A 26166-nucleotide genomic window follows, 5' to 3' on the forward strand; every position below is an offset into this window, starting at 1 on the left:
TTCACTCCAGCATTCTGCCCAGCAACCAACTGCCGGCCGGTCCCGGTGGATGCAGCCGGGACCAGAGCGCATCGACACACACCGATTTTGGCCAACCGCGCACATTCAGCTCTTGCAACGTCCCCGGGCCAAAGCGCTCGACCAGCCAGCGCGGCAGCGGTGCCCAGCCGAACCCGCCCTGGGCCATTTCCAGCAGCATCAAGTAACTGGGGGCCGACCAGACCCGGCCATGGGCCCGGGTTTCGTAGGGGTTGATGATGGTTGCCAGGCGCAGTTCCCGGTGTTGCTGCAGGGTGTGTTGGTCGATGTTTTTGGCACGGGTCAATGGGTGTGCGGGTGATACGAACAAGGCGATCTCGGCGCGCTCGTCAACGCTGGTGCTCTCCAGGTCGGCCGGATAGCTGTCCTGCATCTCGGCGAATGCAATATGCGCGCGGCCGCTTTGCACCAGGGCCACCAAGTCGTCGCACTCGGCAATCAGGCATTCGAGTTCCAGGTCCGGATAGCGCTGTTCGAACTCGCTCAACGCGACTTCAAAGCGATCCGACTGATAGGTGTCGGACAGTGCCACCGTCAACTTCGCTTCAACCCCTTTGGACAGTTGCGCGGCGCTCATCTCCAGGCGTGCGCTGGCGGCCAGGATTTCCTCGGCCCGTTGCAGCAGCACATGCCCGGCCGACGTCAGGCTGGGCTTGCGGCTGCTGCGATCGAACAGAGTGACGTCCAGGTCGATTTCCAGGCTGGCCACGGCGGCGCTGATGGTCGATTGGCTCTTGCCGAGTTTGCGTGCCGCGGCGGAAAACGAACCCTGGGTTGCGGCCTGGACAAACGCCAGCAGCACTTCATGAGAGACCATGAGCTATCGCCTTGATCGATGGTTATTGGTTATGAAGTATCGGCATGGCGCTAGATGATGGCAACCACATTCACTGCAAGGAGGTTGACCATGAGCCCCCAGAAAACCTTGACCGAACGCGTGCTGCAGGCCATCGGCTTCGAACTGTTGGCCGTTGCGCTGTGTACGCCACTGCTGGCCTGGCTGATGGACAAGCCGTTGGTCGACATGGGCGTAGCAACCATCGCCATCGGCTTGATCGCACTGGCCTGGAACGTCGTGTTCAACGGCCTGTTCGATCGCCTGCTCAAACGTCTGTCCCTAGTGCCCAGCGCCGCCACCCGGGTGCTGCACGCCTTGCTCTTCGAGGGTGGGCTGGTGGCTGTGAGTGTGCCGTTGATCGCCTGGTGGTTGAACGTCAGCCTGTTGCAGGCGCTGATCCTGGACATCGGCGTGCTGCTGTTCTTTCTGCCATACACCTATGTCTATCACTGGGTCTACGACGTGGTGCGCGAACGGATGCTGTTGGCCAGGATGTCGTAGTCGATGGGGGATGGCCCGGAACCGGGCCATTCACGGCGGCGCTTGAACGGCATTATGGCGAGGCTGCTTGGTCGTTTTGTGATCGATGGATGCGCGATGCAACGGACGTACAACCCGTCGTCGGAACGGCTCAAGTATTCAGCGCGAACGCCGATGACGACTGGGCTGGTTTGCGCTCCGAGGTAGGTGTGCTGCGTGTTGACGAGAGGAACGTCGCGCGTGGCGAGCGCCTACCGTTGGTGTTCGTTTTATTCCTGTCGTGAGATATCCCTCGATGTTTTTGCAAAGATCCCTGAGAGCTCAAATCCTGGCACTGCTGGGTGGCAGCCTGTTTGCGATGTTGTTGATTGCGCTGACCTGCTTTCATTTTCTCTCCAATGGGGTGCAGAACTACCGCAACCTGATTGAAGGCCCGCTGCATACTTCGCAACTGATCGATGAAGCCAACCTGCAGCTCAAGGCGCAGGTGCAGGAGTGGAAGAACGTCCTGCTGCGCGGCAAGCAGCCGGCGCAGTTGAACCAGTACTGGCAGCAGTTCGAGGCGCGCCAGGGCGATGTGCAAACCATCCTCGGCGAGTTGACGCGCGCGCCAGGGCTCGAAGCCTCGCTCAAGGCGCGTATCGAGCGTTTGCGCGATGAGCATCGCGCGCTCGGCGAGGCTTACCGGAAAGGTCGCGACGCCTATCTGGCCGCCGGTTTCGATCCGGTGGCAGGCGATAGCGCGCTCAAGGGCGTTGATCGTGCCGCCAGCGAGCAAATGAGCGAGCTGGTCAATGATTTGCGCCAACAAGGCCGCCAGCAATCCAACCAGATCAGCGCCAATACCGATCGCACCGTGCTGCTGGGCATTGCCGTGATGCTGGTTTCAGGGCTGTTCATCAGCCTGCTCAGCCTGTGGCTGATCAACCGTCAGTTGGTGGCGCCGATTCGCCGTCTGATTGAGTACGTCGCCCAACTGAGCCAGGGGCGTTTCGCCGACCGTGTGGCCAATGATCGTCAGGATGAACTGGGACGCCTGGCGTCGGCGGCCAACACCCTGCGTGATTTCCTGGCGGATACCTTCGGTCGCTTGCAGCGCAGTGCGTCCGAGTTGGACGGCGCCAGTGGCGAGTTGAACTCGATTGCGACGTTGATGGCCCACGGCACCAGCGAACAGTTCAACCGTACCGATCAAGTCGCCACGGCGATGAACGAGATGTCCGCCACGGCCCAGGAAGTCGCCCGCCATGCCGCGCAAGCCGCCCGCGCCGCCGACGATGCGGATCAGTCGGCGCAGCAAGGCGAGCGGGTGATGCAAGGGACGATTCACACCATCACCCAGATGCGTGGGGAAATTGCCAATACGGCCACGGTGATCCGTCAGTTGGAAACCGACAGCGCGCGCATCGGCAAGGTGCTGGAGGTGATTCGCGGCATCGCCGAGCAAACCAACCTGTTGGCGCTCAACGCGGCGATTGAAGCGGCGCGTGCCGGTGAAGCCGGGCGCGGATTTGCCGTGGTCGCGGATGAGGTGCGCAGCCTGGCCCAGCGCACGGCGGCGTCGATCATTGAAATCAACCAGATTATCCAGACGGTGCAAACCGGGGCGGTGAATGCAGCGCAGGCCATCGAGAGTGGCCAGTCGCGCAGCGAGCAGAGCGTCCAGCAAGTGACTGAGGCCGGCAGCATGCTGGAGCGCATCACTGAGTCAGTGGAAGCGATTCGCGATATGAACCGCCAGATCGCCACGGCGGCTGAAGAGCAAACGGCAGTCGCCGAAGACATTTCGCGCAACCTGACCGAGATCACCAGCATTGCCAGCACCAATCTGAGCAACGTGCAGCGTACCGAAGCCGCGAGCAATAACCTGCATGGCCTGTCGGCGCAACTCAATGAGGTGACTTCGCGCCTTCGTGCCTAGGTTGCTCGTGCACGGCGAGTACGTCAGTGCGGTTTTAGCGGCGCAAAAAAGCCGCACGCCCCTGAGGGGGTGCGGCTTTCTGGTGCTCAGTTACTTGTCTTGAACGTTGCTCAGGACGGCGCCGGTCTTGGCGTCGAGCTTGACGTCCCACTTGATGCCCTTGGCATCACGGATTTCGACTTCGTACACATAGGCGCCGGCTTTGTGGTCCAGCTCGGTTTCAGTGATGTTGGCTGCGGTCGTGCCGGGATGTTGGGCCAGTGCGCTTTGGTTGAGCTTGTCCATGTCCATGATGGCGCCAGACTGGAGCAGGCCCGGGATCAGGTCCGGACGCACATCGGCCATGGCAAAACCGGCAGTCAGGGTCAGGGCGGCGGCGGTGAACAGAGCAGTCAGGTTTTTCATGGGTTCATTCCTTGGTTGAGCTGTTTAAGTGGAATCAGGTTAACCAGTGCAACTTAACTGATCCTTAATTCCTAGGGTTTGTTCAGTTCATTCCCACGTATGGAGGGAAGCTTTGCCGTAGGCGCTATGTAGACGTCATGCTGGCAGATGATCGCTCAGTAGCCATTGATCTCAAGCAAATCCCCGACACTGGCGTCCATCGCCTTCTTGAAGTCCACAGCCTCGTCGACAGTGTAGACAGGCCCCCGGTTGCTGCTTGGCATAGTCGACGTCCTCGTGTGAGAGGCCATCGCAGAGTGGTACTTTTAACAAGCGAACGCCCGATGTGCGAGCACCCAATCGACCTTGGCTGAGGCGGGGCCGTTTTTTTCGCACTTTTGTGCAGTCCTTTGCAGTACGATTCGCGTCAGTCAGTTCCCCGCCAGAGGGAATACTTGTCATCCTGCCTTGCATGCAAACCATCGTTCCGCCGTCCTTCGGGACGCATCCGTGAGGTTTAGCATGCGCATCACATCCGAGCTTATCTGCCAGGCCGCCGACCAACTCAATGGTTTCGTCGGCTTCAATCGCAAGACCGCCCGCTACATCGTCCGTTTCAGCGAAGACTCGTTCGGCATGGATGTCGCCGATGACGCGATCATCCCTGCCAGCGAATTTGTCTGGGCCAGTGGCGACGGATCAACCATGACCCTCAAGCGAGAACTGATCCGCGTGCTGCTGGAGCAGAACATCGATGACCGGATCAACATCACCGAACCACTACGCGTCTATATGTGTCGCGAAGACGTGCCGGAGATCACTGCGCGTCGCAGCCTGGTTCAGCCCGGCTGACGCTCGAAGGCATAGGCGCGCTCGACCTTGCACACCCGGGTGTGAAAGGCCTCGTACCAGGTCGTTCGCCCTTGCTCGCGGGTTTCACCGTGCTCGCTGTGGCGCTTCCAGGCGAGGATCGCCGCTTCGCTGGCCCAATACGAAACAGTGATGCCGAGCCCGTCTGCGTCGCGAGCGGACTCTACACCGAGGAACCCCGGTTGCTGGCGAGCCAGTTCGACCATGCGCGCTGCGGCCTGGCCGTACCCATGGTCACCGTCTGTGCGCAATGAAGTGAAAATTACTGCGTAATAAGGGGCCAGGGGTGTGTTGGCGATCATGCCCGGTTCCTCGCGCAAGCCTTGATCAGGGCGCTGACCAAGGGTGGCAAGATACCGGCCAGTGCTGCGCGTTCGGGTTGGAACAAGGTGGCGACAAAGAATGGATGATCACTGAGCTCGATGGCCCGCAGGTCACCCATCCCGTCATGGCCCGTAGCCTTGAGGCTGCCGTTGAGCAACTGGGTTTCGAAGGCCGGATTAACCCCGTAGCGACAGCGGTAACCCTCTTGAATATCGGTGGTGGCATAGGCATCGGCGATCAACGAGCCTTCGGCCAAGTGGATGCGGTCCACGGTTTCCACCAGCGTGCATGTCAGCGGGGTCACCACGGCGCGTGGGGCATCGGGTGCGACTTCGCCGTGCTCGGCGTCGGCCCAGTCCAGTACATTACGGGCGTACTCAAGTAAGGCGTGCTGAAAGCCACCGCAGGTACCAAGGAAAGGGCGCTGTTGTTCGCGGGCAAACCGGATCGCCCACAACGCGCCGTCCAGGTTGCGATAGGGACTGGCGGGGACACACCAGACGCCATCGTAGTCAGTTAGCGGGGTGCTGGCATCAATGCGCTCGGTAGCCAGCCATTGAAAGGCTACCGGATGTCCTGTGTGCTGTGCGGCCATGTCCAGTGCCAGGGGAATGGCTTGATGGGCGGTGACCTGTGGATCGTAGTCGCCGATCAGGGCGATGCGCAGACGTTGGGTACTGGCCATGGTGTCTCCCGAGACTTGTTGGATGCCTGGGTTCACTATAATTTGGCGTTCACGCAAACAATATGGGCGTTTACCCAAGTGATCAATGCGCAGACGCACTATCGATTGGACTACCCGGACCTTGCCCTGGTTCTTGCCTTGGTACGTGGTGGTTCTCTGGCCCGGGCCGCGGCACTGTTGAAGGTCGATGTATCGACGGTGTTCCGCGCGGTCCGGCGCTTGGAAGCCGCGCTGGGCCAGGCGCTGTTCGAAAAGAGCCGGGTCGGCTATTTACCCACGACCCTGGCCCGAACCTTGGCCGAGCAGGCTGAGTGCGCCGAACTGGCGTTGGAAGCCGCGCGTATCGGAGTGGAGCAGGGCGGTGAAGTGATCAGTGGCACCGTGCGCCTGACCTGTACCGACTCGGTACTGCATGCCTTGCTGCTGCCAGCGCTGGCGCATTTCATGCCGACGTACCCAGCGCTGACCCTGGAGCTGAGCACTTCCAATGACTTTGCCAACCTCAGCCGCCGCGACGCCGATATCGCCCTGCGCCTGACCCGTTCGCCGCCCGAGCATCTGGTGGGACGGCGATTGGGCGTGGTGTCGTATCGGGTCTGCGCCAGTGCCAGCTATGGGCAGTCGAACGACACTGATGATTTGACGCAATTGAACTGGATCGCCCCGGATGACTTCTTGCCCGATCATCCGACTGTCGCCTGGCGCCGTCAGCATCTTCCCGGTGTGCGGCCCAGCTATCGCTGCAACAGCCTGCTGGCAGTCACCGAGTTGGTACGCGCTGGACTCGGGGTCGCAGCGTTGCCCGATTTTTTGATCGAGCCCGCTGCGGGGATTGTTCCATTGAGCGAGACGCTGGAGGGGTGCGACACCAGTCTCTGGTTGCTGACACGCCCGGACTGTCGAGCACTGCGCTCGGTGGTGACCTTGTTCGATGAGCTGGCGCAGGCCATTCGTTTGCCAGGCTAAGACGTTTTACTCCGGGGCTGAGTCGTTGCGCACTAAATGCTGGTGCATCTCCGACGTCAGGCTTTCGATGCGTTCGCTTAATGCCTTGGTCATTTCAGTCAAGTGAGTGTTTTGCTCAAGTAATGCCAGCAACTGTGCAGTAGTTTGGGCAGCCTGGGCCTGGCGTTCGGTGTTGGCGACTGCCAGGGCCTCGCGGTGTTGCGCATCGGCGTCGGACTGAGCCTTGTCACGGGCGGCCTGCCGGGTCTGTGCCAACAAAATCAACGGTGCGGCATAGGCCGCCTGCAGGCTGAAGGCCAGGTTGAGGAGGATGAAGGGATAGACGTCGAAGGTCGTTATCCCGGTCGTGTTCAGCATGATCCAGACCGCGACGATGAGCGTTTGTGCGCCGAGAAACATTGGCGTGCCGAAGAAGCGAGCAAAGGCCTCGGCCTTCAAGGCAAAGGTGTCATTGCCAAAGGTGGATGCCAGGTGAGCGTGGGGGCGGTGAAAACGCAGGTAATCAACGGCGGGCTTTTCGGGTTTGGACGAACTCATCGTGGACTCTGCTGTGGTGTTGGGAGTGAAGTCACTATAGCTTCACGCGTTCTTGTCTGGCGGCTGCATGCGTACGATGACAGACGTTAGACAGGGTTTGACGCTACTGGCCTCGCGTTATCGATTCGATTGCGAGCGTTGCCTGGGGGCCGTTGCTGTCGGTACGGCTATGCGTTGTGAGGGTGCGTTTGTGTTCGGACCGCTTGATCGGCCGTTGATAGCCAGAGTGAGTCGATCACTTCGGGGTGTCGCCATGCACCTTTAGGTTGAGGATCTGATCACTCAATCATCGCGTAGTCTGAGCGCCCCACCGGGTTGGGGGTAGAGCCTCTGACGCTCATGCTCCTACCCGGTGCAAATCCTGGGAAGAACACCAGCCCTTCAGCTTCCAGTCGATAGGCAAGGGCCAGGCGGGTGACATCGAGCACCTCTGCGCCTGACTCAAATCGTTGGATAGCTTCAACGCTGACTCCGGATTCCCTGGAAAGTGCTTCCAGGGACCAACCCAGCATTGCACGGGCCTGTGCGCTATGGGACGGAGTGAACTGGAACAGGGCGATGCGTTCCAGAGTGATTTTCATCGCAAGAGAGGCCATGGTTTTCTCCAGGGGGCGAGGGTGGTAAATCAAAATATACTGTGTTTTTGTACAGTTGTTTTGCGCCTGGATCAAACTCTTTTTTTGATAGGTGCTATTTGGCCCCTGCGAGGCGGGTGGCAATGCGCCGGTTTCCGCGGGACGTGAGTTGTACCAGCCAATCTATTGCAGGCCTGGTGCTTCACGAATGATGAAATGGTCAAGGTTCTCAATGTTGGCATTGAAGACCCACTTCGACTTTCCGGGCAGTTGCTTCAGTTCTGGGGTTACGCCATAGAAGAAGCAAAACAAGTCTTTTTGGCTCTCCGTGGCGTATTTGATCTCGTCCAGGAATGCTGTGCGCTTGCGGTAGTTATCGATCAGCTTTTTGCTCAGGTAGACGCTGACCGGATAGGGCCGTTTTTTTGTCGCATCGGCAGGCATGAACCAGACCGGATCGTTGAAGTCGATGCGAAAGCTGTGTGTGTAATCCTCGATGTTCTTGATCTTTCCCCAGTAAATCAGGCCCTTGTTGTCCAGCAGGTATTCAACCTTCTTGAAGAACGAACTGTAGGGCGCCGTATGCTCGCCAATCTTCAGCGGCATGCGCTTGAGCAACTCTTTGTCCGCGAAGTTCGAGACAAAACACTCCACCGGATGGGCGAAGACACGGGTCTTGTCTGGTGCCGATTGTTGAGCCGGGTGCTCTGCATTGTGGGCCGCCGATACGGCTGTTGAGCCCTCTCGCACCCCGTCTGCAGCCACCGCAGGATCTGCAGGCTTGCGCACATATTCGCGTCGAGTCAGCAACAACTCCGAGGGGAAGTGTTCCTCCCGACGATCGTCTGGCTCTGCCGCTGGCATCGTCGAAATGGCATAAGGACAATCCTCAACATGCCGCGTGCTGGGCGTGTTTTTAAAATGCGGCGTGCGCACGTAGTTCACGTTCTTGGCATTGAACGTCGTCAGCTCATTCGATAAATCAAAAGCCATGCGACAGGTGTCGTTAGGGCACTGAAAGTGCTCCTTGGCTGAGTCGAACGCGACGGTCTCGTCGAAATTCAGATCCCGTACGTCATAGATCGACAACTTGTCGTCGAGGCTGAGGCAGTAGGCCAGGTCGAATTTCATGACGGGCTCGGGTCCTTGAGTGGGGGAGGGTATTAATAGTCGTTATGTCGCAGACAAGCCACTGTCCGGCGGCTGCGGCCACAAAAAAGCCCTGAGCGCATTACACGCTCAAGGCTTTGTTGATTCATCGATTCAGACGGTATGAGTGCCTGGAATCAATCCCAGCTCAACGCCCCGCCTGTTTGATACTCAATAACCCGAGTCTCGAAGAAGTTCTTCTCTTTCTTCAAGTCCATGATCTCGCTCATCCATGGGAATGGGTTAGTGGTGCCTGGGTATTCTTCTTTCAGGCCGATCTGCGACAGGCGACGGTTAGCGATGAACTTGAGGTAGTCCTCCATCATCGCCGCGTTCATGCCCAGTACGCCGCGTGGCATGGTGTCGCGAGCGTATTCGATTTCCAGCTGAGTGCCTTGCAGGATCATCTGCGAAGCTTCTTCCTTCATTTCAGCATCCCACAGGTGTGGGTTTTCGATTTTGATCTGGTTGATCACATCGATACCGAAGTTCAGGTGCATGGATTCGTCGCGCAGGATGTACTGGAACTGCTCGGCGACGCCGGTCATTTTGTTACGACGGCCCATGGACAGGATCTGGGTGAAACCGCAGTAGAAGAAAATGCCTTCCAGGACGCAGTAGTAGGCGATCAGGTTGCGCAGCAGTTCCTTGTCGGTTTCGACGGTGCCGGTTTCGAACTTCGGATCGGAGATCGAACGGGTGTACTTCAAGCCCCAGGTGGCTTTCTTCGCGACCGATGGGATCTCGTGGTACATGTTGAAGATTTCGCCTTCATCCATGGCCAGCGATTCGATGCAGTACTGGTAGGCGTGGGTGTGGATTGCCTCTTCAAATGCCTGGCGCAGGATGTACTGGCGACATTCCGGGTTGGTAATCAGGCGGTACACGGCCAGTACCAGGTTGTTGGCAACCAGGGAGTCGGCTGTGGAGAAGAAGCCCAGGTTGCGCATTACGATGCGGCGCTCGTCGTCGGTCAGGCCTTCCGGGTTTTTCCAGAGGGCGATGTCGGCGGTCATGTTGACTTCTTGCGGCATCCAGTGGTTTGCGCAGCCGTCCAGGTACTTCTGCCAGGCCCAGTCGTATTTGAACGGGACGAGTTGGTTGAGGTCGGCGCGGCAGTTGATCATGCGCTTTTCATCGACCGCAACACGGGCAGAGGCGCCTTCGAGTTCAGCCAGGCCTTCGGCGATGTCGAGTGTGTCGAGGGCGGCCTTGGCGCGGATGATCGCAGCCGAGTCGTTGGCGGTAACGGCACGGGCTTCAAGCGCGGCAGCACCACCGGCGCTGTCAAGGCGGTCCATGTTGGCTTCTGTCGCGTGGCCAGCATTGGCGCCTTTGGCGACAACTTCGCCGTCTTCTTTGTCGAATTCGTCCCAGCTCAGCATGACGTGTCGTCTCCTGCGTGAGGGCCAGATGCCCGTGTGAAAACTCTGATGGTTGGTTATTCACACGGCTTGGTGGCCGCATTGGATCTAAAGGAATCGTTTTGTTGCAGCAGAACGCAGGCAAAAAACAGAAATGTCTACGGGTGTCCTGAAGTCGCTGAACAGCGGAGCAGACGTGGTCAGCTCCTGCGATGGTTTCAGCGTGGCTTTCACTCTCATGTAAGGAGGTGTTGCAGGCCCGATTTACCGGCGCATTATAGGTGTTTTTTTACGCTTGTGGTGCGACGAAATGGCCTAGCAAGTTGCCATTAAGGCCGCTTTTCAGGACAGAGCGAGGGTTTATGGGGCTTTGCCCGGTATAGAAATTTTTTGCCGTAGATCAGGTTTTTTCGGCCAGGGTCAGGAACACTCAATAAAACATGGACCGCGAGACTTCCAGATCGCTGCACAGCTGTGGGTTGCTTGCGTCGATACCCAGCTGCTTGAACGCGGGCAGGGTGGTGATGTCGATCTGAGCCAGTGGGTGATCGGTGTCTTTGTAGCAGTACAGCGTGGCAATCTGTACCAGGTCTATATAGTCGACCCGTTCGGACTGGCGCTTGAAATCCAGATACTGCCCCGGCAAATTGGCCAGCATTTCCGGAAAGTCCCAGACCCGCAGCAGTTTGTCTCCGAGCAGTGGGTGAATACGCTCAATGACATGGTTAAGGCTTACCGGGTCGGAGAGCAATTCGTTGTGATCCTCGGCGTAGGTCAGGATTGGCAGCACGCCAATTTGATGGACCAGCCCGCCAAGCGCGGCCTGATCCGGTTTCAACTGGGTATGGCTGCGGCACAGCGAGTAGCTGATGCCGGCGATTTCCAGGCTCTTACGCCAGACGTCGCGCATCTTGCGCTCCACGACCTCGGAGCGGGCGTGAAATATTTGCTCCATGACCAGGCCGATGGCCAGGTTGCTGCTGTAGTTGATGCCCAGCCGAGTGATCGCCGTATGCAGGTCGGTCACCTCTTGGGTGGCGCGCAGCAATGGGCTGTTGACTACCTTGATCAGGCGCGCCGACAGCGCGGTGTCACGGCTGATGACTTTGCTCAGGCTGGCGACACTGATCTCCGGGTCTTCGGCAGCCTTGCGAATCCGCAGGGCTACTTCCGGCAACGTAGGCAGAACCAAGTCATCGTTATCGATGGCCTCAACCAAATCCTGTTGGACCTTTTTCGCCAGCTTACTCATTTCGTTTCTCTAGGTGCTGCAATCAACGCTGGATCTCGAGATCGCGATCCAGTTGGTAGGGCAAGTCGAGCAACTGCAAGGCCGGGCCTTCAAGTGCTGCAAGGTGTATGTCGCCACCTTCAGCCGCTTCGGCTTGCAGCACCGCGAGCAGCTCGATGTGGTGTTCGGCGCGGGCGGCTAAAACCACTTCGCCGATGGAACTGCCATGGGTGGGAGAGAATAGCGCGGTGCCGGGCTCGGGCAGTTCACTGGCGTCCAGTTGCAAGCGGTACAGTCGACGCTTGAGTTTGCCCAGGTACTGCATGCGCGCAACGATTTCCTGGCCGGTATAGCAGCCTTTCTTGAAACTCACGCCGCCAACGGCTTGCAGGTTGAGCATCTGTGGAATGAACAGCTCGCGGGTGCCCGGCATGACCTGGCCAATGCCTGCGCGAATCTGGCCCAGCAGCCAGTCGTTGAGCGTGCCTGGGGGCAGAGTTGCCGAGAGTTGTCCGGCCAGCGCTTGCGCCTGATGGGCGGGTATCCAGAGCTCAGTGCGGCCAGGGGAGACACGAATGGCGATCAGGCCGTTATTGCGCGCCACCGAGTCGGTTTCCTGCGGGACGTTGAGGCCAAGTGCCGCGAGCGAGGCGTCAGCATTGAACAGGCCAAAGCGAACCCAGGCGGCGCTTTCATCGGTCAATTTGGACTTGGAGAACACGGCGTACTTCTTCAGGTCGGCCAGTTGCGGCTCCAACAACTCGCTGGCCATCGCCATGACCACGCCGTCACCTTCCAGCAGGATGCGAAAGCTCGACTGCATGCGGCCTTTCTGGGTGCAGCGCGCGCCAAGGCTGGCCTGGGTGTCGCTCAGGTAGTTGAGGTTGCAGGTCAACTGTCCTTGAAGGAACTTGCTGGCATCGGAACCGCGAACGGCGAGCACGCCTTCATGGGACAAGGTGCAGAAAAAAGCAGAATCGGCCATGGGTCATCGCAGGGTAAAAAGTCTGGAGGACATCATAAGGGGGAGCCGCTGAAATGGGTAGTTCGCAAAGGATCGGCGGAGCCCGACCAAAGCCGACTGTTCGACGGGGACTGGGGCTGTATACTTGGGCTCTATTTGAGGAGCGCTCCATGGTCGAAGATGTTGAACTGAACCGCCTCTACTGGCACAGCCGCCGCGGCATGCTTGAGCTTGACGTGCTGCTGGTGCCATTTGTGAAAGAGGTTTATCCGCACCTGAACCAGGTTGATCGCGACTGCTACGTCAAATTGCTCGAATGCGAAGACCAGGACATGTTCGGCTGGTTCATGGAACGCTGCGAATCCGAAGATCCTGAGCTGCAGCGCATGGTTCGCATGATTCTGGACCGTGTCCAGCCCAAGTAACCTGTTTGAGTGCCGCTGGCATGCCTCACGGCAATTGCTGGCGGCCTATCTTCTGGCCCAGGTGTTTGCGCTCGGCGCACTCTGGGTACTCGATATTCCCCTGTGGGCCAGCCTGTCTGGCGCGTTGATGTGCCTGGTGCATGCCGCCTGGGTGCTGCCGCGGCATATTCTGTTGACTCATCCCCGGGCGTTCAGCGGCTTGCGGCGCGACGCTGACGGTTGGCAGTTATGGAGCAAGGCCGAAGGCTGGCAACCGGTGCAGCTGCGTCCCGATAGCTTGGCATTGCCATTGATCGTGGTGCTGCGCTTTCGATTGCGTGGTGAGCGGTGGGTGCGTTCGATCTGCGTGCCGCGTGATGCGCAGGCGGCGGATGTTCACCGACGCCTGCGAGTGCGGCTCAAGTTCAGTCGACGTAGGTGGGTGGCACCAGAATAGTGTCCAGTGCCTGGGGCAGCATATCCGGGTAGTCGAGGGTGAAATGCAGGCCGCGACTTTCCTTGCGCGCCATGGCTGAACGAATGATCAGCTCGGCCACTTGAGCCAGGTTGCGCAGCTCGATCAAGTCCCGACTGACTTTATAGTTGCTGTAAAACTCGTCGATTTCGTCCAGTAACAAGCGAACGCGGTGTTGGGCGCGCTGCAGGCGTTTGTTGGTGCGTACGATGCCTACGTAGTCCCACATGAATCGCCGCAGCTCATCCCAGTTGTGCGCAATGATCACGTCTTCGTCCGAATCGGTGACCTGGCTGGCGTCCCAGGCGGGCAGGAGGGCGGGCATCTTGATCTGTTGCAGTTGCTCAACAATGTCCGCCGCTGCCGAGCGCGCGTAGACGAAACATTCCAGCAGCGAGTTGCTGGCCATGCGGTTGGCGCCGTGCAGGCCGGTGAAGCTGGTTTCGCCAATCGCATAGAGCCCGGGTACGTCCGTGCGGCCTTGTTGATCGACCATCACGCCACCACAGGTGTAGTGCGCAGCTGGAACCACCGGGATCGGCTGCCGGGTGATGTCGATGGAAAACTCCAGGCAGCGTTCGTACATCGTCGGGAAGTGCGTCTTGATGAAGTCTGCAGGCTTATGGCTGATATCCAGATAGACGCAATCGATCCCCAGGCGTTTCATTTCGTGGTCTATGGCCCGGGCGACGATGTCCCGCGGCGCGAGTTCGGCGCGAGGATCAAAGCGTTGCATGAAGCGTTCGCCATTCGGCAGCTTCAAGTGTGCACCTTCGCCGCGCAGGGCCTCGGTGATCAGGAAACTCTTGGCCAGCGGGTGGTAGAGGCATGTTGGGTGGAACTGGTTGAACTCCAGGTTGGCGACCCGGCAGCCTGAGCGCCAGGCCATGGCGATGCCATCGCCGCACGCACCGTCGGGATTGCTGGTGTAGAGATAGACTTTCGCGGCGCCACCAGAGGCCAGGATCACAAAGCGCGCACCGTAGGTGTCCACCTCCCCAGTGCCACGATTGAGCACATAGGCGCCCAGGCAACGCTCGCCATCCAGGCCCAGTCGTTTCTCGGTGATCAGGTCAACGGCCACCCGCTGCTCGAGCAGTTCGATGTTTGGGCGTTGACGGGCTTGTGCGAGCAAGGTGTTGAAGATAGCGGCACCGGTGGCATCGGCGGCGTGGATGATGCGCCGATGGCTGTGGCCACCCTCGCGGGTCAGATGAAACTCGAAGCCGCCGTCTTCGGTACCGGAGTGTTCGTCGCGAGTGAACGGCACACCCTGGTCGATCAGCCATTGAATCGCTTCCCGGCTGTGCTCGACGGTAAAGCGCACGGCGTCCTCATGGCACAAGCCACCCCCCGCATTGAGGGTGTCATCAACGTGTGATTCAACGGTGTCTGTGTCGTCCAGCACGGCGGCGACACCACCCTGGGCCCAGTAGGTGGAGCCATTGGCAAGGTTGCCTTTGCTCAGTACGGCAATACGTAGATGGCCCGGCAATGTCAGTGCCAGACTCAAGCCGGCAGCGCCGCTGCCAATCACCAGAACATCGTGTTGAAACTGTTGGCTCATTTCAGGATTCCGCTCAAAGCGACCCGGGTCGGGGTTGGCGCAAGACACCTGATTCGGCGAGTCAAGGCAGCCACACAGCGAACTAGTATATAGAGGGGCGGACCGGCACAATAGTCGAGCTTTTATGGCGTTGTGCAACTGCTGTGACGCAAAGGCTTGAGTGTTATGACAGGCGACCTGCGGGGTGAGGGGGCTCCAGTCTGAGTTTTCGCAGGCAAAGCGTACCTTTTTGCCTCTTGGGCAACTATTGTTCGTGGTGCACGGCGGTAAAGAATGGGAACTTTTGCCTGGCAGACAAGCTCAATAGAAGGATGCCTGAAACAAGGAACAGCGTCGCGTTCGCGCAGGACCGTGTTTCGGTCCTTGCCCATGGATTTGACGACCAGATTATTTGCGCAGCCGGCCAAAGCCGATGCTGCGCCTTTCGTGTGAGCCAAATCAGAGCGCACAGGAAACTTGCTTGGAGGGGGGAGAACTTTTGCGAAAAGCCCGAGTCTATGTTTGCAAGTCGGATCGATTAGTTATGCAAGCCTCCTCCGGGCTTACCGAGGAGTGTTCATGCTAACCCAGGAAGAGGATCAGCAGCTGGTCGAACGCGTTCAACGCGGCGACAAGCGTGCTTTCGATCTGCTAGTGCTGAAATACCAGCACAAAATTCTCGGGTTGATCGTGCGTTTTGTGCACGACACCCATGAAGCCCAGGACGTTGCGCAAGAAGCGTTTATCAAAGCCTACCGTGCGCTTGGCAATTTTCGCGGAGATAGCGCGTTTTATACGTGGCTTTACCGCATCGCCATTAACACGGCGAAGAACTATCTGGTTTCGCGCGGCCGCCGGCCGCCTGATAGCGATGTGAGTTCCGAGGATGCAGAGTTCTACGATGGCGATCATGGCCTCAAGGATCTCGAGTCACCGGAGCGCGTTTTACTGCGGGATGAGATCGAAGGCACTGTCCATCGGACCATCCAGCAACTGCCAGAGGATTTGCGCACAGCTTTAACTTTGCGTGAGTTTGATGGTCTGAGTTACGAGGACATTGCGAGTGTCATGCAGTGTCCGGTGGGTACCGTGCGCTCCCGAATTTTCCGCGCTCGGGAAGCCATTGATAAGGCCCTGCAACCTTTGTTGCAGGAAAACTGAGACAGCGGCGACAGCCAAGAGAGGAACCGCCATGAGTCGTGAAGCCCTGCAGGAATCGCTGTCCGCAGTGATGGATAACGAAGCGGACGAACTAGAGTTGCGTCGGGTATTGAATGCCTTTGACGAAGTTGAAACCCGCGAAACCTGGGCTCGTTACCAGATCGCTCGGGCAGTGATGCACAAGGACCTGCTGATTCCTCGCCTGGATCTGGCGTCGGCTGTTTCGCAAGCACTGGCTGACGAAGCTGTGCCGGCAAAAGCTAAGCGCGGGCTTTGGCACAGCGTAGGACGCCTGGCTGTCGCCGCGTCGGTGACGGCTGCCGTGCTGGTCGGTGTGCGTCTGTACAACCAAGACGAGATCGCGGGTATCGAGCTGGCGCAGCACTCGACCCAGCCTGGCCTGGCTCTTCCTCAAGTCAAGGGACCGGCGGTTTTGGCGGGCTACAGCGAAAGCTCGCAAGCCACGGGGCCCATGGCCAACGGTGTGATGCAAGGTCAAGCGGGTTGGCAGGACCAGCGTTTGCCAGGCTATCTGCGTCAACACGCTCAACAGGCCGCGCTCAAAGGCTCTGAAAGTGCCCTGCCTTATGCTCGTGCAGCGAGCCGGGAAGACCGTTAAGGAGGACCATGCGCGCCCTACCTCTACTGACGCTTTTGCTGAGTGGCTGGTTCATCGTTCCAGCCCATGCCGACGAGGCTCAAGACTGGTTGAGCCGCTTGAGTCGGGCCGAGCAGCAGCAAAGCTTTCAAGGCACTTTCGTTTACGAGCGTAATGGTAGTTTTTCTACCCATAGCATCTGGCACCGTGTCCAGGATGGCAGCATTCACGAGCGCATGCTTCAACTCGATGGCTCGGCCCAGGAAGTGGTCCGCATTGATGGGCGTACTCAGTGCGTCAGCGGCACACTCGTGGCAGGGCTGGGCGATACGCCCGACTCGTCTGCCCGTGCCCTCGATCCACAAAAACTCAAGAACTGGTACGACCTTGCCGTCATTGGCAAGTCGCGTGTGGCTGGGCGCTCGGCAGTCATTGTGTCGTTGACGCCGCGTGATCAGCATCGTTATGGTTTTGAGCTTCATCTGGACCGTGAAACCGCTTTGCCCTTGAAGTCGTTGCTGTTGAATGACAAGGGGCAACTGCTGGAGCGATTCCAGTTCACGCACCTGGATACGGCGGATGTTCCGTCTGATCGAGATCTACAAGCCAGTGCCGAGTGCAAGGCAGTCGTGTTGGGCAGTGACAAGGCTTCGGCTGTGAAAGTGCCAGAGGTCTTGCACTCCGATTGGTTGCCACCTGGTTTTGAGCTCATTTTCAGCAGTGTGCACAAGGACCCGGCCACGAATGTCCAGGTCAATAGCCTGATGTATGACGACGGGGTGGCGCGCTTTTCGGTGTTTTTTGAGCCGCTCAACGGCGCAGTGGTCACCGATACTCGAACTCAATTGGGGCCAACCGTTGCCGTTTCGCGACGCTTGACGACGCCAGAGGGCCAGATGATGGTCACGGTGGTGGGAGAGATCCCGATTGGCACGGCGGAGCGGATCGCGCTATCCATGCGTGTCGATACCTCGACAGCCAAGCAGTAAGCCCGTCCGGTGCCGCTTATCGCGGGGCCGGCTATTGCCTATCGCACAATTGAGATGTCGAAATGTTTGGTGAGCATTTCAACTTGCATAAAGCCTTAAATTTTCCTATAGGTCAGAGCTCCTCGGCTCTGGCCTTGTATAGTTGTTTCCGGAGGAAAAGTAACGGAGCCTGTTTGCCGCCACTTTTTTGCTCCATATCGCTTAACCCTGCTCGTCGTAATGGGAGCCGTATGTCGATACCACGTTTGAAATCCTGCCTCACCATCCTTGCCACTGTGCTGGTACTTGGTCAGACCGTTGCTGCCCAGGCAGCTGAGTTGCCTGACTTCACGCAACTGGTCGAGCAAGCCTCGCCTGCAGTAGTGAACATCAGTACCACGCAAAAGCTGCCAGAGCGCAAAGTCTCCAGCCAACAGATGCCTGACCTTGAAGGCTTGCCGCCGATGTTGCGCGAGTTCTTCGAACGTGGCCTGCCGCCGCAGCAGCGATCCCCGGGTGGTGGTCGCCAGCGTGAGGCGCAGTCCCTGGGCTCGGGCTTCATCATCTCTGCCGATGGCTACATCTTGACCAACAACCACGTGATTGCCGATGCGGACGAAATTCTCGTGCGCCTGGCAGACCGTAGCGAACTCAAGGCCAAGTTGGTCGGTACCGATCCTCGTTCCGACGTGGCACTGCTGAAGATCGATGGCAAAGACCTGCCGGTCCTGAAGCTGGGTAAATCCCAGGACCTCAAGGCCGGGCAGTGGGTGGTCGCGATTGGCTCGCCATTCGGATTCGACCACACCGTGACCCAGGGCATTGTCAGTGCGATAGGCCGCAGCCTGCCGAACGAGAACTATGTGCCGTTCATTCAGACGGACGTGCCGATCAATCCGGGTAACTCGGGTGGGCCACTGTTCAACCTGGCGGGCGAAGTGGTGGGGATCAACTCACAGATCTACACCCGCTCCGGCGGTTTCATGGGGGTTTCGTTCGCGATCCCGATTGACGTCGCAATGGACGTGTCCAATCAGCTGAAGAACGGCGGCAAGGTGAGCCGTGGCTGGTTGGGTGTGGTCATTCAGGAAGTGAACAAGGATCTTGCCGAGTCCTTTGGGCTGGATAAACCTGCCGGCGCGCTGGTTGCCCAGATCCAGGACGATGGTCCGGCCGCCAAGGGTGGTTTGCAGGTGGGTGACGTAATCCTGAGCATGAACGGTCAGCCGATCGTCATGTCGGCCGACTTGCCGCATCTGGTCGGTGCGCTCAAGGCCGGGGCCAAGGCCAACCTGGAAGTGATCCGTGATGGTAAGCGTAAAAATGTCGAACTGACTGTCGGCGCCATCCCGGAAGAAGGCCAGGAGCTTACTGCCCTCGCCAAGTCCGGTGCCGAGCGCAGCAGCAATCGTCTTGGCGTGGCAGTGGTCGAGCTCACCGATGAGCAGAAGAAAGCGTTCGACCTCAAGAGCGGTGTCGTCATCAAGGAAGTGCAGGAGGGCCCGGCTTCCTTGATCGGCCTGCAACCGGGCGATGTCATCACTCACCTGAATAATCAGGCGATTGGTTCGACCAAGGAGTTCACGGAGATCGCCAAGGCACTGCCGAAGAACCGTTCGGTGTCGATGCGAGTCCTGCGTCAGGGACGCGCCAGTTTCATTACCTTCAAGCTGGCTGAATAACCCCGTCACTGGCAGATAAAGAACCGCCTCTTATGAGGCGGTTTTTTTTCGCCTGCTGTTTTTCTGTGCCTGGGTAATGGCTCTTTTATGGGGGGCTGCGTTGCTCGGTTTGGGCGTTTTGCGAATGAAGCTTGCGCCGAACAGGGGCTGGAGCGGCGACCGCTGATGGCCACGGTGGTGTTCTGCGGGCAAACGTGCGTAATTGCATCTCACTGACCACCTGATTGCATCGCCACTGACCGGTCATTTGTATTCGCGCTGACCAGCTGTTTGCAGTTGATGGGGGGGGCAGCGGGTGCCACTCAGGGGGAGTGCCTCGTCCAAGCACTGAAAGACTACAACCGGCCGATTCTGTTGAAAAAGTCGGCTCGCCCAAACGGCCTGGTCATTGACTGGTTAAAACGCCTTCTTTGCACACGGCTACGTGAAATCTGAGTCAGGAAGCCTCTGCCGAAAATAAAGATTTCAATCTCGAACGCATTCTTTTCTGCTGCGCAATCCATGGCCGACTGTTTTCAACAGCATCGGCCGTTTTCTGCCGGTCAGGGCCACGAAGCATCCTAGTCAAATCCGATGCAAATGACTGGTCAGGCCGAATGCAATTGGATGGGCAAGTCTGTGCAATTACTCAGCTCAGTCATTAGCTAGCTTTTTTGGTTTACCATCGATTAAGTCGTATTTCTTCGTTATCGGGGCATCAGAAACGCCAGGTCATGTTTCCGGTCACGGCTTGAAGCCAGGCGTTTGTGAACTCCCCGGAAATACGGTCACCCGAGAGCGTCTTGCTTTGGTCGACCGGCATATTGCCCAACCAGGCCATGACCCAGCTAACGTTGACCTCGGTGTCCTTGTCCAGCGCATAGGTGGCACCGGTAGCCAGCCTCCACGAATCCCCCATGGGGACAGTAACGGTTCGGTTACTGTCCGACACCGCCGAGGTGTCATAGGCAATACCGGCGTTCCAGAGCAACTGCGGCGTGACGTTGTATTGCGTGCCAAACGCCAGTTGGTAGGTGTCCTTGTAATCTGCATTGATCGTGGTCGCACGTGCCCCGACCGCTGACGTGTCCACATCAATCGTCACGTCACCGAAGCGCGACCAGTCTTGCCAGTTTGCCGTAGCTAACAGCGCCCAGCGCTGATCCAGTTCCTGATACAGGCTGAGCGTCACAGTCTGCGGAACATGCATTGTCAGCTGTGTATCCAGCCCATCCAGACGTCGTAGCGCAGGTCCTTGACCATACACAGTGAGGTGGTCCTTGAAGTCGAACTTGACCTCACTGGTGTAGGCCAGGCCAATTCGTGTACTGGGTTGCGGGCTGTAGATCACCCCGAGGTTGGCTCCATAACCCCAGGTGTTATCGGAATACTTGAGCTGCCCATCGCTACGGTCCGTCAGACCCAACGGCGATCGATCGATCGCCGCCTGGGTCTTGAGCATCCCGTACATGGCTTTGATCCCAAGACCCACTGACCACTGGTCGTTGAAACGATAGGCGACACTGGGCACCAGCGACAGAGCAACCAGGCTTTCCTTCTGGGTGACATATCGTCCGGACCAGCTATCGCCAAAATCGGCTGCCAGACCAAAGTCCCCGTAGGTGCCGAAACCAATACTCCAGTTATCGTCCAGACGGTGGCTGACAAAGAAGCTGGCGCTCGGTGACGTCACCAACGCATTACCGCCGTTGCCACCCGACACGTTAGTTTGATCATCGCGAGAAAAGCCCAGGTCACCATAAAGCAACTGCGCGCCGGCGGTGATCTGCGTTCCGTCCAGATAACTCAAGCCGGCGGGGTTGGCTGCAATGGTCGAAGGTCCCTGTGCCCGTGCCGCAACCCCTGCGTTGGCCAGACCAACGTTGTCGGTGGAGTACTCATACAACGTGAGCCCTCCTGCGCTGGCCTGCTGACAGCAGAGGACAACCAGTCCCAGCATGGATGATTTCATCAGCATTGGGTGCTCCTCATGAGGTCAATAGACTGTCGTTACGAAAACGGGCGGCCACCACTGGCTGCCCGTGATTCGCCTGTTTTGTCTATTTACCCATCGCGGCTTGAGCGGCCTTGATCTTGGCCTTGACCGAATCGAGGTTAAAGCTTGCGCCTTTCTGCATCGGCGGAAACTCGATGGCTGTTTCGGCCAGTTTGGCGACTTGCTGCTGAACAAAAACAAAGCGCCAGAACTGGAACTTGAACCAGTCGAAGTATTGTTGTGAGCCATCCGCGGCCTGATTTTCCGGCCAGCCAGCGCGTTCGAACGGGTCGAGTCGCAGGTTGGTCAGGATGGGGGCATCAACATGCACCTTGGCTCCCAACCAGCCACCTGGCTGATCGATGAAGCGGTACTTGTAGTCATCGATCCGAACGGCGCCCAACTCGCTTTCGCCGAAATAGAAGATTTCGTGGCGGTTCGATGGCCCCTTGCCGGTGATCATGGGCGTCTGGTCATAGCCGTCCAGATGCACCTTGTAGGTGGTGTCACCCAGTTGCTTGCCCTTGAGTAGCTCGCTGGCAATGTTTGGGTCACCCGCTGCCGCGACAAAGGTTGGGAACCAGTCCATGCCGGACATAATGCCGTTCTCGACTTTGCCCGCCGGTACTTGGCCTGGCCAGCGCACGATCGCAGGAACTCGGAAACCGCCTTCCATGACCGTCCCTTTGCCCATGGCAAAGGGCGTCTGGCCACCGTCCGGCCAGGTGAAGTTCTCCGCGCCGTTGTCGGTAGTAAACACCACGATGGTGTTGTCATCCATGCCGTCTTTTTTCAGCTTGGCCATGACATCACCAACGATATCGTCGAGTTGCGCCATCCCGGCTTCCTGTTCCGACCAGCCGTTTTGCGCATTGCGCATGGCTTCGTACTTGTCAGAGAGGTGCGTGACGATGTGCATGCGGGTCGGGTTGAGCCACACGAAGAACGGTTTGTTGTCCTGCTTAGCCTTGTCGATAAATGTGAAGGCCTTGTCACGAATCTCTTCGTCGACGGTTTTCATCCGTTCTGGATAGAGCGTGCCAGCGTCTTCGATCTTCTGTTTGCCGACCTTGCCCCAACGCGGCATGACTGTTGGATCATCGGTGGTGGTGGCCCAACTGTGGACCATATTGCGCGGACCGACGGTATCCAGAAGTTCCTTCGGATAATTGGGGTGCGCCGGGTCTTCCATGGCATCGAGGTGATAAAGGTAACCGAAGAATTCGTCGAAGCCATGCACGGTGGGCAGGAACTCGTTCAGATCGCCCAAGTGGTTCTTGCCGAACTGACCGGTGGCGTAGCCCATAGCTTTAAGCGCAGTGGCAATGGTGACCGCTTCGGCGGGAATACCGATGGGCGAACCGGCCTGACCGACGGTGGTCATGCCGGTACGGATCGGCAGTTCGCCGGTAATGAAATTGGCACGCCCGGCGGTACAACTGGCCTCGGCGTAGTAATCGGTGAACAGCATACCTTCAGCGGCAAGGCGATCGAGGCTCGGCGTCTTGCCAGCCATCATGCCCAGGTTATAGGCACCGATGTTGGACCAGCCGATGTCATCACCCATGATCACCACGATGTTGGGGGGTGGTTTATCGGCGGCTTGCGTCATGATGGGTAGAGCCATTGCAGACAACAGCATTGATACCGCAAACAGTCTGGATAACGTTGTGTGGTCCATGTCGAGATCCTGTGCGTTGGCACTGAGACGAGCCCCCGCCCGTTTTTGAATTGGATCCCCCGCGAAGAGAGTAGGTATGATCTGTGAAACTTCCAGTAATAAATTGAACTTTCCCATACTGTTTCATGAACATAACAACCACATTCGCAGCATAAAGCGGCAAAACTCACGGTCATGAATTAGGCTAACGACTCGTCCAACAGTCTCTGTTCAGGGAACCCCGCAATGGACACCAAATTGCTTGTCGTTCTCTCGTTGTCGTTGCTGGTCCTGTCAGGCGGTGAAACCCCCTATAGAAATCGGCGAGACTGACGGAAAACGACCCAATATAGATAGTCCATTGTCGACAGGCGACAAGGCTAAAGCGACTAGCTCTGCTAGCCTCAAGGGCTTTGGGGGCTATATCAGGGCTGATAATGCAGATGTTTAAAATCGAGGCGAACGGATTGAGTCAGCTCCGTGAGGCTCTGAGTCAAGCAGCATTGCCCTTTGATGATGTAAGCGACCCGGGGCGGCAGTTTTTCCGTTTTGAGATAGATGGGGAATGGATCGCGTACGGCGGCCTGGAGGGTTCCGATCAGGACATGCTGCTTCGCTCACTGGTCGTTTGTAATTTGCAGCGCGGGAAAGGACTGGGCAGAGCTGTGCTGTCTGAGCTGGAACAATATGCTGCCTCCCAAGGGGCGCTTCGGTTGCACTTGTTAACTCAAAGCGCTACTGGATTTTTTACAGCCAATGGATACGAAGCTTTCGATAGGGACGAAGCGCCGGTCGCTATCAGTCAAACCGTTCAGTTCAAGCATTTGTGTCCTGCATCGGCAACCTATCTACGAAAGTCGTTAGGCAACTCGGAGGTTACTGAGTAATTGCATGGACTTGCCCACCCATTTGCATTCGACCTGACCAATCATTTGCATCGGATTTGACCATCACGCTGCGTGGCCATGACCGGCAGAGAACGGCCAATCGAACTCGCCCGCGGCGTCGGCAGCAGTGTCGGCACATCTTTGAGGTAGGCATACGGATCATGCCCATTCATGCGTACTTAAATATCCAGGCAAATTTTGCCGAAATGCTGGTTGGTTTCCTGATACTTGAACGCTTCGACAATCTCGCTCAAAGGGAAATGACGATCAATAATCGGGCGCATGCCATTAGCATTGATGGCTCGGATCATGTCTTGCTGCTGGCTGCGGCTACCCACCAATACACCCTGAAGACGCACTTGCTTGATCAGTGCCGGTACAAAATTCATTGCACCGCTTACGCCACTCAATATCCCGATGATGGAGATGTGACCAGCAACCCGAATTGCAATCATCGATTGCTCAAGCGTCGCAGGGCCGCCGACTTCGATGATGTGGTCAACACCACGACCACCCGTTAGAGCGCGTGCAGTTTCGCCCCAGTTAAGGTCTTTGCGGTAATTGATCACATGATCAGCGCCTAGCGCTTTCAGACGTTCAAGTTTTTCGTCGCTTGAAGAGGTAGCAATGACGGTAGCACCGGCCATTTTAGCGAACTGCAGAGCAAAAATTGAAACGCCACCAGTGCCTTGAACGAGCACGGTGTCGCCCGGCTTGAGTGAGTCATCGGCCATCAGGGCGCGCCATGCAGTAAGGCCGGCGGTGGTAAGCGTCGAAGCTTCAGCGTGGCTGTATCCAGTCGGCGCGAGGGTGAACGATGTGGCTTTGGCCGTAACTTGCTCACGAGCGTAGCCGTCAATGCCATCACCTGGCACGCTAACAAAGCCTTCAACCAGCGGCACACCGCTGATCCACTCCGGGAAGAAGGTGCTGACGACCGAGTCACCCAACTTGAATTCAGTGACATCTGGGCCGACAGCAATGACTTCACCTGCACCATCGGCCATGGGGATGCGTTTTTCGCTAGGGCCCCACATACCACTGACCACCGCGAAGTCGTGGTAGTTGAGCGAGTTGGCGCGAAGGAGCACGGTGATTTCGCCATGCGCTGCGGCTCGGACTTCGCTGCTGCCAACCACAACGTTTTCATAGCCGCCACCGGGCTGGACGAAGATTGCTTTGCTGTTCATAGGGGGTTTCCTTGTGTTTTCTAATTACGCAAAATAACGAAATGACAGGTTAAAAATTACAATTCGATGGTCAACCTAGCCGCAAAGTCATCAATCGCCTCCTCGTTGCGTCGGTAGTAAGTCCATTTTCCGATGCGGGTGGTTAGCACGAAGCCTGCACGTTGCAAGATAGCTAAGTGTGCAGACGCGCTAGACGGTGAAAGCCCTGCCTTGTGCTGCAAATGGGTTACGCACACCCCTATGGCAGGATTGCCATGATCCTGAGGTGGGAAATTACTGAGTGGGTCTTTGAGCCACTCCATCATTTGCATGCGAGTGTCATTGCCCAGGGCTTTGAGCTGTTCGAGTATCATGGCGGGCAATGTTACGGGTTTTTACAAAATGTTCAATAAGTAATCTATTACCCTTCGCAGGGGGGGGGATCAAAAAACGCATCCAGCTGAATCGACCCTACTTTTGTAAACGCATTGAATGACGGCTTGGACTACCCCGCGCTGGTAGACATCCCAGGTCTATGCTTGATCGTCCGCTTTTGGCCGATTTCCGCCTGCCGCGAAAGGCAGAAATCGACCCATAACTGTCTTTTTCGAACGGCAACTAGCGGCCTTGATGACTGCCTCTGAGACAGCGTAGGGCGCGCCATATGATGACTTGTCGTTGACGATGCATGATAGTCATGTCTGGTCCGTAGTTTTCTTGCCACTTGCGATAATGCACATGACACAGCTTGTGAGTACTTCTGTCAGGTGCTGTTCGGTTATCTCCACATCATTCCACTGTGACTGGCCGTACAGCATTCCAATGGCTGCATTGGTGATCAGGCCGATCTCACCATCGAGCTTGCCTTTCACCTCGTACTCATCGGCGATAATTGCGCTCAATAGAGACCAGTAGGCATTTTTCAGTTGGTTAGCCTGGTACTTGTGTTCTTCGTTGAGATTCACGAACTCGCGGGTTACCAGGACCAATCGGTGTTTTTCATTCAGATTGAAGGTTGCGAAGGCGTTGACAAAGCGGCGTACACGTTCAGAGGCGGTCCTGGCGCCTTTCATCCGACGCTTGGTATCGACCAACAAGTCCGACAAGGCTGACTCAATGAGCTCGAACAGCAAGCCTTGTTTGTTTTCGATGTGATGGTACAAGGACCCGGCATGCAGTCCCACGTGGCCCGCCAGATCGCGCAAGCCGATTGCCTGAAAGCCGCGTGTTGCGAAAAGCTCGATTGCGGCGTCAAGAAGACGGTCGCGAGCGCTGAGTGCCGGATTGGCTGATGCGATGGCTGCAAGCATGGTG

General features: G+C 57.6%; 27 protein-coding genes and 2 pseudogenes. 12 read left to right on the forward strand and 17 right to left on the reverse strand.

Annotation, left to right across the window (positions count from 1 at the left end):
• Nucleotide 1: 1 nt before the first annotated feature.
• Nucleotides 2-856, reverse strand: coding sequence for a LysR family transcriptional regulator (locus BMW74_RS19890; RefSeq protein ID WP_093425519.1), 855 nt, complete (start codon nucleotides 854-856; stop codon nucleotides 2-4).
• 90 nt (nucleotides 857-946) lie between these two features.
• On the opposite strand from BMW74_RS19890, the gene BMW74_RS19895 reads away from it, so the two are divergent.
• The 3 genes and pseudogenes from BMW74_RS19895 (at nucleotide 947) to BMW74_RS25825 (ending at nucleotide 3278) form a co-directional block, all read left to right on the forward strand.
• Nucleotides 947-1378 (forward strand): multidrug/biocide efflux PACE transporter, encoded by a 432-nt coding sequence (locus tag BMW74_RS19895; RefSeq protein WP_093425522.1) that lies wholly within the window; start codon nucleotides 947-949, stop codon nucleotides 1376-1378.
• 856 nt (nucleotides 1379-2234) lie between these two features.
• Nucleotides 2235-2345 (forward strand): annotated as a pseudogene (locus BMW74_RS25820) (hypothetical protein); the annotation flags it as partial.
• A 228-nt stretch (nucleotides 2346-2573) separates the two neighbouring features.
• Nucleotides 2574-3278: a methyl-accepting chemotaxis protein gene (locus BMW74_RS25825; protein WP_371911809.1), complete on the forward strand. Its 705-nt coding sequence runs from the start codon at nucleotides 2574-2576 to the stop codon at nucleotides 3276-3278.
• 90 nt (nucleotides 3279-3368) lie between these two features.
• Here BMW74_RS25825 and BMW74_RS19905 read toward each other — a convergent pair whose 3' ends face one another.
• Nucleotides 3369-3683 carry a PepSY domain-containing protein gene (locus BMW74_RS19905; protein WP_093425528.1) on the reverse strand — a complete coding sequence of 105 codons (315 nt, stop codon included), beginning with the start codon at nucleotides 3681-3683 and terminating at the stop codon, nucleotides 3369-3371.
• Between the two features lie 501 nt (nucleotides 3684-4184).
• Between BMW74_RS19905 and BMW74_RS19910 the strand changes: the two genes are divergently transcribed.
• Nucleotides 4185-4514, forward strand: a complete 330-nt coding sequence (locus BMW74_RS19910; protein WP_093425531.1) for a DUF2025 family protein — start codon at nucleotides 4185-4187, stop codon at nucleotides 4512-4514.
• Here BMW74_RS19910 and BMW74_RS19915 read toward each other — a convergent pair.
• Nucleotides 4502-4834 (reverse strand): antibiotic biosynthesis monooxygenase family protein, encoded by a 333-nt coding sequence (locus tag BMW74_RS19915; RefSeq protein WP_093425534.1) that lies wholly within the window; start codon nucleotides 4832-4834, stop codon nucleotides 4502-4504. The genes BMW74_RS19910 and BMW74_RS19915 overlap by 13 nt on opposite strands.
• Complete coding sequence (locus tag BMW74_RS19920) at nucleotides 4831-5541, reverse strand: CTP synthase C-terminal region-related (seleno)protein (RefSeq protein WP_093425537.1); 711 nt, start codon at nucleotides 5539-5541, stop codon at nucleotides 4831-4833. The genes BMW74_RS19915 and BMW74_RS19920 overlap by 4 nt, the downstream gene beginning before the upstream one ends.
• Before the next feature lie 42 nt (nucleotides 5542-5583).
• Between BMW74_RS19920 and BMW74_RS19925 the strand changes: the two genes are divergently transcribed.
• Nucleotides 5584-6507 carry a LysR family transcriptional regulator gene (locus BMW74_RS19925; protein WP_256562622.1) on the forward strand — a complete coding sequence of 308 codons (924 nt, stop codon included), beginning with the start codon at nucleotides 5584-5586 and terminating at the stop codon, nucleotides 6505-6507.
• A gap of 6 nt (nucleotides 6508-6513) precedes the next feature.
• Here the strand turns inward: BMW74_RS19925 and BMW74_RS19930 are convergent, their stop codons facing one another.
• The 6 genes from BMW74_RS19930 to BMW74_RS19955 all read right to left on the reverse strand — a co-directional run bounded on the left by BMW74_RS19930 (nucleotide 6514) and on the right by BMW74_RS19955 (nucleotide 12348).
• Entirely contained in the window at nucleotides 6514-7044 is a 531-nt protein-coding gene (locus tag BMW74_RS19930) for a DUF1003 domain-containing protein (protein ID WP_093425543.1), read from the reverse strand.
• 278 nt (nucleotides 7045-7322) lie between these two features.
• Nucleotides 7323-7640: a helix-turn-helix domain-containing protein gene (locus BMW74_RS19935; protein ID WP_093425546.1), complete on the reverse strand. Its 318-nt coding sequence runs from the start codon at nucleotides 7638-7640 to the stop codon at nucleotides 7323-7325.
• Nucleotides 7641-7802: 162 nt separating this feature from the next.
• Entirely contained in the window at nucleotides 7803-8750 is a 948-nt protein-coding gene (locus BMW74_RS19940; protein ID WP_093425549.1) for a hypothetical protein, read from the reverse strand.
• A gap of 155 nt (nucleotides 8751-8905) precedes the next feature.
• Entirely contained in the window at nucleotides 8906-10153 is a 1248-nt protein-coding gene (locus BMW74_RS19945) for a ribonucleotide-diphosphate reductase subunit beta (RefSeq protein ID WP_093425552.1), read from the reverse strand.
• Nucleotides 10154-10562: 409 nt separating this feature from the next.
• Complete coding sequence (locus BMW74_RS19950; protein WP_093425555.1) at nucleotides 10563-11384, reverse strand: HDOD domain-containing protein; 822 nt, start codon at nucleotides 11382-11384, stop codon at nucleotides 10563-10565.
• A 22-nt stretch (nucleotides 11385-11406) separates the two neighbouring features.
• Nucleotides 11407-12348: a CAF17-like 4Fe-4S cluster assembly/insertion protein YgfZ gene (locus BMW74_RS19955; RefSeq protein WP_093425558.1), complete on the reverse strand. Its 942-nt coding sequence runs from the start codon at nucleotides 12346-12348 to the stop codon at nucleotides 11407-11409.
• 149 nt (nucleotides 12349-12497) lie between these two features.
• Here BMW74_RS19955 and BMW74_RS19960 point away from each other — a divergent pair, with 149 nt between their 5' ends.
• Both BMW74_RS19960 and BMW74_RS19965 read left to right on the forward strand, forming a co-directional pair.
• The gene (locus tag BMW74_RS19960; RefSeq protein WP_093425561.1) at nucleotides 12498-12752 is read left to right on the forward strand and encodes an FAD assembly factor SdhE; all 255 of its coding nucleotides are present in this window, start codon (nucleotides 12498-12500) and stop codon (nucleotides 12750-12752) included.
• Nucleotides 12736-13188, forward strand: a complete 453-nt coding sequence (locus BMW74_RS19965; protein ID WP_093425564.1) for a protein YgfX — start codon at nucleotides 12736-12738, stop codon at nucleotides 13186-13188. Before BMW74_RS19960 ends, BMW74_RS19965 begins: the two co-directional genes overlap by 17 nt.
• Here BMW74_RS19965 and nadB read toward each other — a convergent pair.
• Nucleotides 13157-14773 (reverse strand): L-aspartate oxidase, encoded by a 1617-nt coding sequence (gene nadB / locus BMW74_RS19970; RefSeq protein WP_093425567.1) that lies wholly within the window; start codon nucleotides 14771-14773, stop codon nucleotides 13157-13159. The two genes, BMW74_RS19965 and nadB, sit on opposite strands and share 32 nt — an antisense overlap.
• A 558-nt stretch (nucleotides 14774-15331) precedes the next feature.
• Here nadB and rpoE point away from each other — a divergent pair.
• The 4 genes from rpoE to BMW74_RS19990 all read left to right on the forward strand — a co-directional run bounded on the left by rpoE (nucleotide 15332) and on the right by BMW74_RS19990 (nucleotide 19161).
• Nucleotides 15332-15913: an RNA polymerase sigma factor RpoE/AlgU gene (gene rpoE, locus BMW74_RS19975; RefSeq protein ID WP_093425570.1), complete on the forward strand. Its 582-nt coding sequence runs from the start codon at nucleotides 15332-15334 to the stop codon at nucleotides 15911-15913.
• A 31-nt stretch (nucleotides 15914-15944) separates the two neighbouring features.
• Nucleotides 15945-16532, forward strand: a complete 588-nt coding sequence (locus BMW74_RS19980; RefSeq protein WP_093425573.1) for a sigma-E factor negative regulatory protein — start codon at nucleotides 15945-15947, stop codon at nucleotides 16530-16532.
• Between the two features lie 8 nt (nucleotides 16533-16540).
• The gene (locus tag BMW74_RS19985; RefSeq protein ID WP_093425576.1) at nucleotides 16541-17500 is read left to right on the forward strand and encodes a MucB/RseB C-terminal domain-containing protein; all 960 of its coding nucleotides are present in this window, start codon (nucleotides 16541-16543) and stop codon (nucleotides 17498-17500) included.
• Between the two features lie 230 nt (nucleotides 17501-17730).
• Nucleotides 17731-19161, forward strand: coding sequence for a DegQ family serine endoprotease (locus BMW74_RS19990; RefSeq protein ID WP_093425579.1), 1431 nt, complete (start codon nucleotides 17731-17733; stop codon nucleotides 19159-19161).
• A 697-nt stretch (nucleotides 19162-19858) separates the two neighbouring features.
• Here the strand turns inward: BMW74_RS19990 and BMW74_RS19995 are convergent.
• Both BMW74_RS19995 and BMW74_RS20000 read right to left on the reverse strand, forming a co-directional pair.
• A complete protein-coding gene (locus BMW74_RS19995; RefSeq protein WP_093425582.1) occupies nucleotides 19859-21118 on the reverse strand; it encodes an OmpP1/FadL family transporter in 1260 nt (419 codons plus the stop codon).
• An 82-nt stretch (nucleotides 21119-21200) separates the two neighbouring features.
• Nucleotides 21201-22817, reverse strand: coding sequence for an arylsulfatase (locus BMW74_RS20000; protein ID WP_093425585.1), 1617 nt, complete (start codon nucleotides 22815-22817; stop codon nucleotides 21201-21203).
• Nucleotides 22818-23233: 416 nt separating this feature from the next.
• Here BMW74_RS20000 and arsN2 point away from each other — a divergent pair, with 416 nt between their 5' ends.
• A complete protein-coding gene (gene arsN2, locus BMW74_RS20005; RefSeq protein WP_093425588.1) occupies nucleotides 23234-23683 on the forward strand; it encodes an arsenic resistance N-acetyltransferase ArsN2 in 450 nt (149 codons plus the stop codon).
• Nucleotides 23684-23724: 41 nt separating this feature from the next.
• On the opposite strand, the pseudogene BMW74_RS24980 reads toward arsN2, so the two are convergent.
• The 4 genes and pseudogenes from BMW74_RS24980 to BMW74_RS20020 all read right to left on the reverse strand — a co-directional run.
• Nucleotides 23725-23859, reverse strand: a pseudogene (locus BMW74_RS24980) (transposase domain-containing protein); the annotation flags it as partial.
• Between the two features lie 3 nt (nucleotides 23860-23862).
• The gene (locus BMW74_RS20010) at nucleotides 23863-24873 is read right to left on the reverse strand and encodes a zinc-dependent alcohol dehydrogenase family protein (protein WP_093425591.1); all 1011 of its coding nucleotides are present in this window, start codon (nucleotides 24871-24873) and stop codon (nucleotides 23863-23865) included.
• Nucleotides 24874-24929: 56 nt separating this feature from the next.
• Nucleotides 24930-25226, reverse strand: coding sequence for an ArsR/SmtB family transcription factor (locus BMW74_RS20015; protein WP_093425594.1), 297 nt, complete (start codon nucleotides 25224-25226; stop codon nucleotides 24930-24932).
• Nucleotides 25227-25547: 321 nt separating this feature from the next.
• Nucleotides 25548-26162: a TetR/AcrR family transcriptional regulator gene (locus BMW74_RS20020; RefSeq protein ID WP_093425597.1), complete on the reverse strand. Its 615-nt coding sequence runs from the start codon at nucleotides 26160-26162 to the stop codon at nucleotides 25548-25550.
• Between the last annotated feature and the right edge of the window lie 4 nt (nucleotides 26163-26166).

Origin of the sequence: Pseudomonas sp. ok272, assembly GCF_900109995.1 — a bacterium.
Classification (GTDB): Bacteria; Pseudomonadota; Gammaproteobacteria; order Pseudomonadales; family Pseudomonadaceae; genus Aquipseudomonas.